Origin of the sequence: Ruminococcus sp. 210702-SL.1.03 (assembly GCF_020559915.1) — a bacterium.
Taxonomy (GTDB): domain Bacteria; phylum Bacillota; class Clostridia; order Oscillospirales; family Ruminococcaceae; genus YE71.
Map to the genome: position 1 here is coordinate 227,605 of NZ_JAJCLZ010000002.1, position 13,726 is coordinate 241,330.

Annotated in this window: 10 protein-coding genes; all 10 read left to right on the top strand. The window is 50.3% G+C overall.

Features of this window, described 5'->3' with window-relative positions; translation table 11 throughout:
• Window positions 1–10: 10 nt before the first annotated feature.
• The 10 genes from LI114_RS02635 to LI114_RS02680 all read left to right on the top strand — a co-directional run bounded on the left by LI114_RS02635 (window position 11) and on the right by LI114_RS02680 (window position 13,707).
• On the top strand, window positions 11–817 hold the full coding sequence (locus LI114_RS02635; RefSeq protein WP_227219090.1) for an energy-coupling factor transporter transmembrane component T family protein: 807 nt from the start codon (window positions 11–13) through the stop codon (window positions 815–817).
• Window positions 818–1,227: 410 nt separating this feature from the next.
• Window positions 1,228–2,022 carry a tRNA pseudouridine(38-40) synthase TruA gene (gene truA, locus LI114_RS02640; protein WP_227219092.1) on the top strand — a complete coding sequence of 265 codons (795 nt, stop codon included), beginning with the start codon at window positions 1,228–1,230 and terminating at the stop codon, window positions 2,020–2,022.
• The gene (locus LI114_RS02645) at window positions 2,019–3,293 is read left to right on the top strand and encodes a DUF5711 family protein (protein WP_227219094.1); all 1,275 of its coding nucleotides are present in this window, start codon (window positions 2,019–2,021) and stop codon (window positions 3,291–3,293) included. Before truA ends, LI114_RS02645 begins: the two co-directional genes overlap by 4 nt.
• 30 nt (window positions 3,294–3,323) lie before the next feature.
• Complete coding sequence (locus LI114_RS02650) at window positions 3,324–4,175, top strand: hypothetical protein (protein WP_227219096.1); 852 nt, start codon at window positions 3,324–3,326, stop codon at window positions 4,173–4,175.
• Window positions 4,176–4,613: 438 nt separating this feature from the next.
• Window positions 4,614–6,938 carry an ATP-dependent Clp protease ATP-binding subunit gene (locus tag LI114_RS02655; protein ID WP_227219097.1) on the top strand — a complete coding sequence of 775 codons (2,325 nt, stop codon included), beginning with the start codon at window positions 4,614–4,616 and terminating at the stop codon, window positions 6,936–6,938.
• A gap of 405 nt (window positions 6,939–7,343) precedes the next feature.
• Window positions 7,344–9,764: a glycogen/starch/alpha-glucan phosphorylase gene (locus tag LI114_RS02660; RefSeq protein ID WP_227219099.1), complete on the top strand. Its 2,421-nt coding sequence runs from the start codon at window positions 7,344–7,346 to the stop codon at window positions 9,762–9,764.
• A gap of 709 nt (window positions 9,765–10,473) precedes the next feature.
• Window positions 10,474–11,361, top strand: coding sequence for a transporter substrate-binding domain-containing protein (locus LI114_RS02665; RefSeq protein ID WP_227219101.1), 888 nt, complete (start codon window positions 10,474–10,476; stop codon window positions 11,359–11,361).
• A 127-nt stretch (window positions 11,362–11,488) separates the two neighbouring features.
• A complete protein-coding gene (locus LI114_RS02670; protein ID WP_022127999.1) occupies window positions 11,489–12,247 on the top strand; it encodes an amino acid ABC transporter permease in 759 nt (252 codons plus the stop codon).
• Between the two features lie 15 nt (window positions 12,248–12,262).
• Window positions 12,263–13,066 (top strand): amino acid ABC transporter ATP-binding protein, encoded by an 804-nt coding sequence (locus LI114_RS02675; RefSeq protein WP_227219103.1) that lies wholly within the window; start codon window positions 12,263–12,265, stop codon window positions 13,064–13,066.
• Window positions 13,063–13,707 carry an AAA family ATPase gene (locus LI114_RS02680; protein ID WP_022128001.1) on the top strand — a complete coding sequence of 215 codons (645 nt, stop codon included), beginning with the start codon at window positions 13,063–13,065 and terminating at the stop codon, window positions 13,705–13,707. Before LI114_RS02675 ends, LI114_RS02680 begins: the two co-directional genes overlap by 4 nt.
• Window positions 13,708–13,726 lie beyond the last annotated feature (19 nt).

A 13,726-nucleotide genomic window follows, 5' to 3' on the forward strand; every position in this document is an offset into this window, starting at 1 on the left:
GTGAAATAACTTGCTTAAAGATATAACTCTGGGACAATATTTTCCGGGCAGCTCGGTGATACACCGCATGGACGCGCGTGTGAAGCTGGTGCTGACGATAGTATTTATAGTAATGCTTTTTGCCGCACATAATATATGGGGGCTGATGGTGGGGGTAGCCTTTACCATAATAAGCTTCGCCATATCGCGCATACCCGCGAGCATGATCGGCAAGAGCCTAAAGCCTATAATACCGCTGGTGATATTCACCGCTCTGCTGAACGTACTTTTTGTGCGCACGGGCGATGTATACTGGCAATGGAATTTTATAAAGATAACGAACGAGGGCGTGAGCACGGCGGTGTACATGGTTATACGAATAGTGTGCCTTATAGTAGGCTCGTCGCTGCTGACGTACACGACCTCGCCGATAGACCTTACAGACGCGATAGAGCGTCTGCTTTCGCCGCTGAAAAAGATAAAAGTGCCTGTGCACGAGCTGGCGATGATGATGACGATAGCGCTTAGATTCATACCGACGCTTATCGAGGAAACGGATAAGATAATGAACGCGCAGAAAGCGCGCGGCTCGGAGCTGGATACGGGCACGATGGGAGATAAAGTAAGGGGAATGATACCGATATTCATACCGCTTTTCGTTTCGTCATTCAGGCGAGCGGAGGAGCTTGCGACGGCTATGGAGTGCAGATGTTACCATGGCGGCGAGGGCAGAACGAGAATGAAGCAAATGAAAACGGCGATGAGAGATTGGGTAGGCTGTGGGTATACCGCGGTGTTCATGGCGGCAGTAGTAGTTATGAATATTGTGATTAAGTAAAAAAGTCATACACCTAAACAAAGTAAAAATCGCGGTGCAACAGTAATAGTACGCTCAACAGCATGGCGTGAATTTAAAAAGCGCGGGATGCAACGCCGCGCCAGCCGTTGCCGAGGGGGTCGAGGGGGGCGAGAAGCCCCAATCGTCGCCGTCCGCAGACGGCGAAATCCCCACCGAAGGGAGCTCCGAAAAAGGTGAATTTTAAAACAGTCCGGTGGACTGTTTTAAAAGAGGAAAATCCCTGCGATAGAGGGATTTTCCTAGTAGGTCGCCCGTACAAAGATACCTTCAAGGGCGCACGCCCTTGAACGAACAAACCAAAAGCTCAAAACCCATAAGCCCCCGCACTCCGTAAAAACGAAAAGCAAAAAGCATAAATCAAAAAGCACAACAAAAGAGTGAAAAAGAAAATGAGAAACTTCAAAGTAAAAATGGCGTACCGAGGAACAGCCTACCACGGCTTTCAGCGCCAGAATAACGCGTATACCGTGCAGCAGGCGGTGGAGGAAGCGCTCTCTTCGCTGCTGGGGGAAAACGTTACGATATACGGCTGCTCGCGTACCGATACGGGCGTGCACGCCAGAGAATTTTATTTTAACTTTTATACCGAAAATACTATTACCTGCCGCGGGATAGTTTTTGGCGCAAATTCACGCCTTGGCGACGATATTGCGCTGCTTTCATGCGAGGAAGCGCCCGAGGATTTTCACGCGCGCTACCTCTGCCGCGGTAAGGAATATGAATATATAGTACATAACAGCGAGTATAAAAACCCATTCTATATAGATACCGCTTACCGCTCTTGGTACCCCATAGACGCCGAAATGCTTGACGCTGAGGCTAAGGACTTTATCGGCGAACACGACTTTAAAAGCTTCTGCTCGGCTGACTGCACTAAGGAAAATACAGTGCGCACTATTTATGACTGCGGCGTTAGGCGCGAGGGCGAGCTTGTGATATTTACCGTTTCGGGAAGCGGCTTTCTGTATAATATGGTGAGGATAATGGTGGGCACACTGCTGCATATCAACGAGGGCAAACTGCCCCGCGGCGCGATAAAAGACCTGCTAACTAAACGCGACCGTACACTCGCGGGCAGAACAGTTCCCCCGCAGGGACTTTACCTTAATAAAGTGTATTACGATGAGGATATAGATAAGATAGATAACGCAGACGTAAAAAGAAAGGAGAGCATGGGAAAATGAGCGATAAGGATAAAAACGGCAAGGGCAAAAAGCAGACGGGCGCTGATATAAAGAAACGCAGCGTTTCCGCACCCGCTTCGCGCCCCGAGAAAAAACGCGCGGTGCATACCGACCTGAACTCGGTGCGCAAAAATGAGCGCTCTATACGCAATCTCAAAAAGATACTCGCGGTGCTGATAGTGGTCTTCGTGGGGCTGGGGATATACGTTACCTACCCGAAATGGCTGCCGAAACTGGAGGGCATTTTCGATAAGCCGGTTTCCACTATCACAAACGACGGCGAGCTGGAGGACGGAAATTTCCCGTTAGAGCAGGACGACGCGTCGGTGAAGATATACGCCGTGAAAAACAGCCTGCTAGCGGCGGATTCGCACACACTTACTTTTTATGACGAAAATGGCAAGGAGCGCGGCTCGTACAACCACGCATTCTCCACGCCCGTAGCGAGGGTCAGCGGCAAACGCGTGCTGGTTTTCGACAGCGGCAAAACTGATTTCAAGATCTACAATAAGGGCGGCGAAGTATACTCAAAATCCGCCGAGAACGATATACTTACCGCTTCGCTTGGCGAGGACGGAACGGCAGCGGTGCTGGTATCGAGCGAAAAATACCCTACCACTCTGCTGATATACGACAGCGAGGGCAAGCTCATCTACCGCTACAACTGCACGCACAGGATAATGTCCGCGGCGGTAGACCCCGACGGTTCGGGCTGCTACGTTACCACTTTCGCTTCCGAAAACGGCGAGGTGTACTCGCAGGTGCGCAGGATAGATTTTGACAGCAGCGATGAAAAAATGATAAGCGAAAGGCTGAACTGTCTGGCGCTCGACTGCGTGGAAAACAGCGCGGGAAATATCACAGTAGTCGGCGACTCGGCTATATACACGCTCGACGGCGACGGAAAAGTGATCTCAAGCGCGGCGTATGATGGTGACCTTACCGCCTACGCTATGGACGAGGACTGCACGGCGGTATCGCTTTCGGGCACGGTGAAAAATTCGGGCAAGCTGATAATAGCGCAGGCAGACGCGAAGTCTGACGAAAGCTACCGCGTGATAAGCGACACCGAGGACGTGAGCGCGCTGGAGATAACTGACAAGCGCATAATAATGATAAGCCCGACGCAGGCGCTTGCGTACACCTTCAATGGCACTCTTGCGGCGAAAGCGACGCTTACCCGCAAGTACTACGGCTGCACATACATCAATTCGGGGCTGTACCTTATCAGCAAGCACGGCATCGACAAAATGGCTTTCAAGATGGAGTAGACCACAGATATATAAATTCAGGAGATAACTATGAAACTTTTGATCTCGATAATACTTGACGTGCTCGTAGTGATGGTGCTGCTGATACCGATGATCCACGGGTTCGCAAAGGGCATGAAGCGGCTGATATTTTCTATGCTTTCGCTGGCGGTGTCAGCGGTAACGGCGTTTGCGGTATCGGGCATATTTGCCGAGCCCGTATACCAGCGGTATTTTAAGGAAAAGGTGCACACCTACTGCGAGAACGCTGCGGAAAATTACGACATCACGGCGCAGACCGGCGATATGCTCTCGCAATACGGCGTAGAGATACCCGAGGAGGACATACGCAGTGCGCTGAGTTCGGCGGAGAGTTTGCCGAAGTCGATAAGTTCGCTGGCGGCGACGTATGGTGCTGACGCGGAGAGTGCGGCGCAGCTTGAAAAGGACGTTGACAAGATGCTCAGCGAGGACATTCCCGCGGAGATAGAGTCTGCCATGCCGCAGGGTATCCCGAGCGGATCGCTGACGAAAGGGCAGATATACGACGCGGCGCGGGCGCTAGCGCGTTCCCCGCAGGAGGCCGCCGACTATGCCGAGAGCGAGATAGCCGCCCCCGCAGCAACGGCGGTCATCAAAACGGTGCTTTTCTTTATCGTGCAGGGCTTGATGAGTTTGATAATGCTTGCGGCGTTTTTCATATTCGGCGTAGATTTCAAGTCCGCACCGAAGACTGCGGGCGACCGTGCGGGCGGCGCTGCGCTGGGGCTTGTACAAGGCGCGGCAAGTCTGCTGATACTTGTAATGGTAGTCGGCGCGGCGGAGCAGGCTAGCGGCGGGCTATTCGACATCGAAAGTCTAAGCTCGAAGATATTCCTGCCGATATTCAACATACTTTACTGACTTTGCTGTTTTGCTTTTTTGCTGTTTTGCGATTGTGGTAAAATGATGAAAGTTTGCGGGTATGTATTGCAATCTTGATTAAAATGGTGTATAATTAAGGGTAATCTGAATGTGGGGGTTCTGGTTTGGGGCTTTTACTGGGTTTGTTCAAGGGCGTGCGCCCTTGAAGGCCGCGTTTGTTGGGCGACGGACTAGGAAAATCCCTCTATCGCAGGGATTTTCCTCTTTTAAAACAGTCCACCGGACTGATTTAGGAAATTCGGCGAAGCCGACTTTCCACGCGCCGCTTGAGCACGCGCTTTTCTTATCTTCACGCTTTACGATTGTTCGTGCTCGGCGTTTACACCGCGACTTATTAGGTGATTTGGATTATTATTTTAGACTTCTACTATTTATATATATATTGGCTTTTTGCCTAAGGAAAGGATGAAATGAAATATGCTGATGTGCTCTAAATGCGGCAAACGCCCTGCCGTTGTCTTTATTTCCCAAATGGGCGCTCACGACCACAACGAAGGCGGCAACGGCCTCGGTAAAGGTCTCTGCATCGTCTGCGCCAAAGAAGCTGGTATCCCGCAGGTCGATGAATACATCAAAAGAATGGGTATCAGCGATGAAGATCTGGAGGAAATGGCTAACGCCACCAGCGACCTCTTCGACGAGGGCGAGTCTTTTGAAAACGGCGGCAGCAGCACCCTCCCCGAGCTTTTCGGAAACCTGATGGGCAACGTCGAAAAACTCTTCGGCGGCGCGGCTATGCCCACCGCTCAGACCCCCGATGGCGAGCCTGCTCAGTCGGGCTCGTTCGCGAAAAAGCCCGCAAAAGATAAGCCGAAGCCAAAGCTGAAATACCTCAACACCTACTGCACCAACCTCTCGGAAAAGGCTGCCAGCGGCAATATGGACAACGTCATCGGGCGCGAGCGCGAGATCGACCGCGTTATTCAGATACTCTCGCGCCGTCAGAAAAACAACCCATGCCTGATAGGCGAGCCCGGCGTCGGCAAGACCGCGATAGCCGAGGGCATAGCTCAGCGCATCAGTTCGGGCGACGTGCCCTACCGTCTGCACGACAAGACCGTTTACCTGCTCGACATGGCTGCGCTGGTAGCGGGCACGCAGTTCCGCGGACAGTTCGAGAGCCGCATGAAAGGGCTTATCGAAGAGGTCAAGCGGCTGGGCAACGTTATACTTTTCATCGACGAGGTACATTCAATAGTCGGTACGGGCGACTCTGAGGGCAGCATGAGCGCTTCAAATATCCTAAAGCCTGCGCTTTCGCGCGGCGAGGTACAGGTCATCGGCGCGACTACTTTCAGCGAGTACCGCAAGTACATCGAGAAAGACGCGGCGCTCGAGCGGCGTTTTCAGCCCGTAACGGTCAACGAACCGACGATAGCCGACGCCTGCCGTATGCTCGAGGGCATAAAGAAATATTACGAAGCGCACCACAAGATACACGTTTCGGATGCGATGATCCGCGAGTGCGTGCAGCTTTCTGAGCGCTACATTACTGACAGATATTTGCCCGATAAGGCGATAGACCTGCTGGACGAAGCCTGCGCATATGCCTCCACCCGAAACAGCGCGCTGGAGGAGTTTGAAAAGCTGACGGACGAGTCGGCGGCGGCAGACCTCGCGGTAGAGGAAGCCGAAAGCAGCAGCGAAAAGGAAGAAAACCCCGATTACGAAAAGATCGCCGAGCTGAAAATGAACCAGATGCGCATTTCAAACCGTCTGGAAGAGCTGAAGCCGCAAGCGGACGCCGCGCAGGTAACGGAAAAAGACCTCGCGCAGGTGATAGAAGTTTGGACGGGCATACCCGCCAGCAAGATCGAGGCTACCGAGTTTGAGAAGATACGCAGCCTGCCCGAGATACTTTCGGCGCGCGTTATCGGTCAGGAGGAAGCCATAAAGGCGGTCAGCGCAGCTATCCGCCGCAGCCGCATACATCTTTCTAAGCGCATACGCCCCGCCTCGTTCATATTTGTAGGTCCTACCGGCGTCGGCAAGACCGAGCTTGTAAAGGTGCTGGGCGAAACGCTCTTTGACGAAAACGAGCCGCTGATAAGGGTAGATATGTCGGAGTACATGGAGAAGCACTCGGTGAGCAAGCTCATCGGTTCACCTCCCGGCTACGTCGGCTTTGACGAAGCGGGTCAGCTAACTGAAAAGGTTCGCCGCCGCCCGTATTCGGTAGTGCTTTTCGACGAGATAGAGAAAGCGCACCCCGACGTTATGAACATTCTTCTTCAAATATTGGACGAGGGACAGATACACGATTCGCAGGGCAGACCTGTTTCGTTCCAAAATACAGTTATAGTAATGACGTCTAACGCCGGTTCTACTGACAGAGATACGGGCGTTGGCTTTAACAAAACGCAGGCTGAGATCTCTAAGGACAAGGCTATGAAAGCGCTGGGCGAGTTCCTGCGCCCCGAGTTCCTCGGCAGAGTGGACGAGGTGGTAGTTTTCAACCCGCTTACGGAGGAGGACTACGGCAAGATAGCCGCCCTGATGCTGGACGAGATGCGCGAGCCGCTTGAAGAGCAGGGAATATCGCTTGCATACAAGCCCGCGGCGACCGCGCTCATCGCGAAAAAGGCTTACGGCAAAAAGCTCGGCGGAAGAGATATACGCAAGGTCATTCGCGAAGAGGTGGAAGACCCCCTCGCCGAGATAATGGTGGAAAAGGGCGAGAGCGGAATTAAGCTGGTGCTGATAGACGCGCAGGACGATAAGCTTATCGTTAAGGCAGAGTAAGGCATAGCGGCTTCGCCGCAAAAAATATATGATCTCCACGAACGGACGGCGAAAAAGCCGCCCGTTCTTTTTTTTGCTTTATTTGACTAATTTGCGGCGGCGTACTGATTAGGAATAGTGAAATTCTCCAAAGATTTATTTTGATAGGCACTTTTAACAAACTTGCCACTTGACATATGTGCAGTTTAGACATATAATAGTATATGGGGCATTATGCACGGGTTTTCATGGACGAAATCGCGCGCGAAATATGTAATCAATTCACGTTTTGTTGATGAAATTGCGGGCAAAATGTGGTATGATAAAATAAATGTATCGGTCAAACGTTTTCACAAGAGCTATCTATGGCTTTTTTGTATGAAGTTGAACGCTGCCGATGCGAAAGGAAATATAGGAGGAAATGATATGGCTAAAGCAGTTAAAGCACCGGAGCCGAAAACGATCTCTAAAGAAGAGCTGAAACAGAAATTCGTTCAGGTACTTCACGACGACTTCCAGACGACTCCCGAAGAAGCTTCCGACCAGCAGGTATACGAGGCTCTTACCAAAATAGTAGTAGGTATCTTAAAGGCTAAGCGCCGCCACTTTACAGTTAAAAACAGATCTGAGGGTAAGAAGAAGATCTACTACCTTTCGATGGAGTTCCTGATGGGCAGAAGCCTCAAGACCAGCATCTACAACCTTGAGATGGTAGACGAAACAGTCGCTATGCTCAAGGACTTCGGCATTTCTATAAACGGCATTTACGAAATGGAGCCTGACGCAGGTCTGGGCAACGGCGGTCTGGGAAGACTTGCTGCCTGCTACCTCGACGCGCTGGCTGCCGACGGCTACCACGCTACCGGCTACTCCATTCTTTACGAATACGGCATCTTTAAGCAGAAGCTGGAAGACGGCTGGCAGACCGAGCTGCCCGATAACTGGCTGCCCGGCGGATCCGCTATGCTCGTTCCCGTGCCCAGCGCCGCTATCGAAGTTAAGTTCGACGGCAACCTTAAAGAATACTGGGATAACAACTTCCACTGCGTAGAGCTGGAAAACTACACCTCTGTACTCGCAGTACCTTACGATATGTTCGTTTCGGGCTACGACAGCGAGGCTGTTTCTAAGCTGCGCCTTTGGAAAGCGGAAGTTCCCTCTTTTGATATGGCTATGTTCAACAAGGGCGATTATTCTAAGGCTCTTGGCAGAAATATCATGTCGCAGGCTATCACTAAGGTGCTTTATCCTAACGATAACCACGCTGAGGGCAAGTCACTGCGTCTGCGCCAGCAGTATTTCCTCGTAGCAGCTTCCGTAGGCGATATTGTAAACACTCATATGAACGTTTACGGCACTATGGATAACCTTGCCGATAAGGTAGCTATCCACATCAACGATACTCACCCCACCCTCGCTATCCCCGAGCTGATGAGAATACTGCTCGACGACTGCGGCTACGACTGGGACAAGGCTTGGGACATCGTTACTCACACCTTTGCTTACACCAACCACACCGTAATGCCCGAAGCTCTCGAAAAATGGGACTGCAACCTGCTCAAGAGCGTTACACCGAGAATCTTCTCCATCATCGTAGAGATAAACGAGAGATACTGCAAGAAACTTTGGGATATGTATCATGACGAGGGCAAGGTCACTCATATGTCCATCATCGAAAACAACATGGTAAAGATGGCTACCCTCTGCGTACACGCTTCGCACCATGTAAACGGCGTTGCTAAGATACACTCTGAGATAATAAAGAAGGAAACTTTCAAGGACGAGTACCAGTACACTCCCGAAAAGTTCACCAACGTTACCAACGGTATCGCTTACAGAAGATGGCTGTATCAGTCGAACGAGGGTCTTACCTCGCTGCTCAAGGACTGCATAGGCGACGGTTTCCTCAAGGACGCTTCCGAGCTGAGCAAGTTCAAGGCATTCGCCGACGATAAGGCAGTACTCGAAAAGCTGACCAAGATAAAGAAGGAAAACAAAGAGCGTTTCGCTAAGTATGTAAAGAACCAGTACGGCGCTGCCCTCAATACCGACTCTATCTTCGACGTACAGGTAAAGCGCCTGCACGAGTACAAGCGCCAGCAGCTCAACGCCCTCAACATCATTGCTGAGTACAATTACCTCAAGGCCAACCCCGACGCACCCTTCGTGCCAAAGACCTACATCTTCGCGGCTAAGGCTGCCCCCGGATACTACATGGCTAAGCAGATAATCAAGCTGATCTGGAACATCTCGCAGGAGCTGAGAAAAGATCCTAAGCTGAATAAGAAGCTGAACGTTATCTTCATGGAAGATTACTGCGTATCCCTCTCTGAGATACTCATGCCCGCCGCCAATATCTCCGAGCAGATCTCGCTCGCAGGTACTGAGGCTTCGGGTACCGGCAACATGAAGCTTATGATAAACGGCGCTATCACCCTCGGAACTCTCGACGGAGCTAACGTAGAGATACACGAGCAGGTAGGCGACGAGAATATCCTCCTCTTCGGCATGAATGTTGACGAGGTAGAGGCTGCTAAGCCGAATTACAAGCCTATCGACGTTTACAACTCTAACGGCGTACTGAGAGCCGCTGTTGACAGACTCGTTTCCGGCATAAACGGCGAGCAGTTCAATGAGATAGCAAATTCGCTCAAGACTACTGACACCTACATGGCGTTCGCAGACTTCGCTTCCTATCAGGACGCGCAGAGAAGAGCGAGCGAGAGCTACTCTGACACTGAGAAGTGGGCTAAGATGAGCCTTATGAACATCGCAGGCGCAGGCATATTCTCCGCTGACAGAGCTGTTGACGAATACGCTAAGAACATCTGGAACCTTACTAAGTAATTTTCAGAATATATTTTCGCTGCGGGAAGAGTACCAAAAACTCTTTCCGCAGCTTTTTTTGTTTTATGAAAACTGCGTGAAACAATTTGGAAAAAAGAATGTTAATTTTAGTTAACATATCATAAAAGAAAATTTACAATGATTGTACAGATTTTACTACAGCGCTTTTTTGAAGCCGATGAATTGTTGTTTAATCAGCCAAAATTTATTTTTTTTGCTCAAAACCCTTGCATTTTTCGACATATGGTGATATAATTAAATCAAGCTAAAGAGGACAACACCTCAGAAAGCTGATAATAAATTTCCGACAAAGAAGTCGCTCGAATGTTTGGATAATCAGGCATGGGCGGCGATTTTTCTTTTATGGGGATAATTAAATATCATTACCGACAATGGCGTCGCTTTCCGCATAAAGGCTCTGAAAAGGGTCGGCGGAGAAGCGGCGTTTTTTTTTAGTTGGCAGATGGGCGAAACTAAAAGCAAAACTAAACGAGTTGACAAAGGCGTCATTTCCGCAGGCAGGTCTGAGCGATAAGCTTGAAACAGACCGAGCGGAGAGGACGCTTTTAATTATAGTCTGAATAGTGAGCGATGGGGAAAACGCATTTCAAAAGGTCACCGGCTGCAGCGAAAAAAAGCCTTTTGATGAAGAAAAGCATCGTGAAGCAAGCAGACGAAAATATCTCAATTCTATAAGGAGTGGTCAAAAATGAAAAGAAGTTTTAAAAGGGTACTCGCAGCGATCACAGCCGGTTGTCTTTGCATGGGAATGTTATCTTCCTGCGGCGGCAGCGATGGAGATTCGTCTAAGGCGGCGGCTGACGGAAAGGTTCTCAGAGTAGGTATGGAATGCGCATACGCACCTTTTAACTGGACGCAGAAAACCGAGGACACCCCCGACGGCGGCAAGGCTGTACCGATATACAATCAGGACGGCAGCTACGCTTACGGCTACGACGTAATGGTAGCGCAAAAGATCGCCGATGAGCTGGATATGGAACTCGAGATACATAAAGTAGAGTGGGATTCAATAGGCCTCAGCATGGATTCGGGCGAATATGACTGCATCATCGCAGGAATGGGCAGAACCGCTAAGCGCGAAAAATCTTACGCTTTCACCGAACCTTACTATTACAGAGATAACTGCATAGTAGTAAAGGCTGACTCAGACCTTGCGAACGTTACGGGACTTTCGCAGCTGAAAGGCAAGAACGTTACCGTTACCACGCAGCTCGGCACCGGCTGGGTAGACCTGCTCGATCAGGTTCCCGACGCAAAGCTCGGCTCTAACTACGAAACTACCGCAGAGGTATTCCTCGCGATCTCAAACAACGTTGCGGACGTAGCCGTTATCGACGTTCCTACTGCTGAGTCGGCGCTGCTGACCAACAAGGATCTCAAGCTCATCAGACTTGACGAAAACGACGCTTTCCAGAACGACCAGGAAATGACTAACGTCTGCATAGCTACCAGAAAGGACGATACCGAGCTTCGCGACAAGATACAGGGAGCTATGGATAAGCTGGAGTGGAATGACAAGGCAAAGATGGACGAGCTAATGGAAACTGCAATATCTTCGCAGCCTGCGGCTAACTAAATCAGATCTCTGACTGATAAGAATACAATACCTGAAAACTTGGAATGACTGATGAAATGCGGTCATTCTGAGCCGTAAGGGCAAAATATCTATCTATAATTTATAAACTGAGAAAAGGGGAAATGTTATGAATTTCAAAGATCCTACCAACATGATCGAGTGGATCGTGTATATAGCTCTTGAATACAAGGATATGTTCCTGCAAGGCTTGTGGATAACGCTTTACATTTCAATAGTCGGCACGCTGGTCGGCTTCATCGTTGGCTACCTCGTGGGCATAGTACAGGATATTAAGATAAACAAAGATGACAATATCATAAAGCGCATACTTATGCGCCTGCTAAAGATCATCTGCCTTGTGTATGTCGAGATATTCCGCGGCACGCCTATGATAGTACAGGGCATGATAGTTTATTACGGTCTGCTGAAAGCGGAGGTAAACATCACCCCCGTGCTTGCGGGTATAATCGTTACCGTTCTCAATACCGGCGCTTACATGGCTGAAACGGTGCGCGGCGGTATCAATTCGGTGGACAAGGGCCAGAAAGAGGGCGCTTGGTCGCTGGGCATGTCGCCTATGAAGACTATGCTGCTGGTAGTTTTGCCGCAGGCTTTCAAGAACGTAGTTCCCGAAATGGTAAACACCTTCCTTACAAACCTCAAGATGACCTCGGTACTGAACGTCATCGGCGTATCGGAGCTGTTCCTCGTTGCAAAGACGGCGGGCGGTACTTACTACAAGTATTTCGAGGCTTACCTCGTTATCGCCGTCATCTACTTCGTTCTTTGCTTCATATTCAACAGAGTGTTTATGGCGCTGGAGAAGAAGCTGGGCAACAAGAGCGACTACGTTCTCGCTACCGAATACATCGAAGAGAAAATGTAACTGGAGGGATCTGAAATGGCTGAAACAAAATATAACGATAAAGTAATAGCGATAGAAGACCTGAGCAAATCTTTCGGAGATCATCAGGTGCTGAGAAAGATAGATTTTACCGTGGGCAAGGGCGAAGTTATCTGCATAGTAGGCTCTTCCGGTTCGGGAAAATCTACCCTGCTGCGCTGCATCAACAAGCTCGAGCGGCAGACTGACGGAAAGATATATTTCAACGGCTGCGTAGTCGCCGATAAACAGCGCGATATAAACAGCTACCGCTCAAAGGTGGGTATGGTTTTCCAGTCCTTCAACCTCTTCAACAACATGACGGTGCTGAAAAACTGCATGATAGCCGTTACTTCCGTGCTGCATGAGTCGAAAGAGGAAGCCCGCGAGCGCGCGATAAAGCACTTGAAAGCAGTAGGCATGGCGCCTTACATCAACGCTTACCCCGCTCAGCTTTCGGGCGGTCAGAAACAGCGCGTTGCGATAGCGCGTGCGCTCTGTATGAATCCCGAGGTGCTGCTTTTCGACGAGCCTACCTCCGCGCTCGACCCCGAGATGGTCGGCGGCGTGCTCAACGTAATGAAAGAGCTGGCGCAGACGGGACTCACCATGATAATCGTAACGCACGAGATGGCTTTCGCAAGAGATGTTTCCACCCGCACGATATTTATGGATAAAGGCTACATCGTAGAAGACGCGTCCCCGCAGGAGCTTTTCTACCACCCGAAGAACCCGAGAACGAGAGAATTTCTCTCACGCTTCCTAGAGGGCGACGGCTCGGATAGCTCTGACGGCGATGGCAAGGAGGCGGCTGGCGCATGAACAATATCGTTATCACAGTAGCCCGCGGCTTCGGCAGCGGCGGTAAAGAGATAGCCTCGCGCGTGGCGAAAGACCTCGGTATCTCCTGCTACGAGAACCGCATCTTAACGCTCGCCTCGCAGCTTAGCGGTCTGGATCAGGAGCTTTTCAACGAGGTGAACGAGAAGATACGCGAAAAGGGCGGCTTTTCGGCATTCATGAAAGGTCTGCCTAGGGCGCGCAGCTACATCACAAAAGGCAAGTTCGTTTCTGACGACGCGCTTTTTGAATATCAAAAAAAGATAATCCTAGACCTGGCGGAAACGCAGTCCTGCGTGATAGTTGGCAAATGCGCCGACTGGATACTCCGCGGCAGGGATAACGTAATAAGCCTGTACATCGAAGCGCCGCGAGACTTTTGCCTAAAGCGCACGATGGAGCATATGCAGGTAAACGAAGCGGTGGCGGAAAAGAACATCGTAACTACCGATAAGTACCGCGCGAATTATTACAAATATTACACCAAGGGCAACTACTGGACGAACCCCATCAACTACGACCTTACGCTAAACAGCGAAAAGGTAGGCATAGAGCAGTGCGTTCAGCTTATTGAAGATTATGTCAAGATAAAGATGAATTATCTGGGCATAGAGAAACTATAATTTTAATTTTTGGGAGGGT

Coding starts and splice junctions, on each gene's coding strand:
- truA (WP_227219092.1), top strand. CDS start 1,228: ATGAGAAACTTCAAAGTAAAAATGGCGTACCGAGGAACAGCCTACCAC.
- LI114_RS02645 (WP_227219094.1), top strand. CDS start 2,019: ATGAGCGATAAGGATAAAAACGGCAAGGGCAAAAAGCAGACGGGCGCT.
- LI114_RS02650 (WP_227219096.1), top strand. CDS start 3,324: ATGAAACTTTTGATCTCGATAATACTTGACGTGCTCGTAGTGATGGTG.
- LI114_RS02655 (WP_227219097.1), top strand. CDS start 4,614: ATGCTGATGTGCTCTAAATGCGGCAAACGCCCTGCCGTTGTCTTTATT.
- LI114_RS02660 (WP_227219099.1), top strand. CDS start 7,344: ATGGCTAAAGCAGTTAAAGCACCGGAGCCGAAAACGATCTCTAAAGAA.
- LI114_RS02665 (WP_227219101.1), top strand. CDS start 10,474: ATGAAAAGAAGTTTTAAAAGGGTACTCGCAGCGATCACAGCCGGTTGT.
- LI114_RS02670 (WP_022127999.1), top strand. CDS start 11,489: ATGAATTTCAAAGATCCTACCAACATGATCGAGTGGATCGTGTATATA.
- LI114_RS02675 (WP_227219103.1), top strand. CDS start 12,263: ATGGCTGAAACAAAATATAACGATAAAGTAATAGCGATAGAAGACCTG.
- LI114_RS02680 (WP_022128001.1), top strand. CDS start 13,063: ATGAACAATATCGTTATCACAGTAGCCCGCGGCTTCGGCAGCGGCGGT.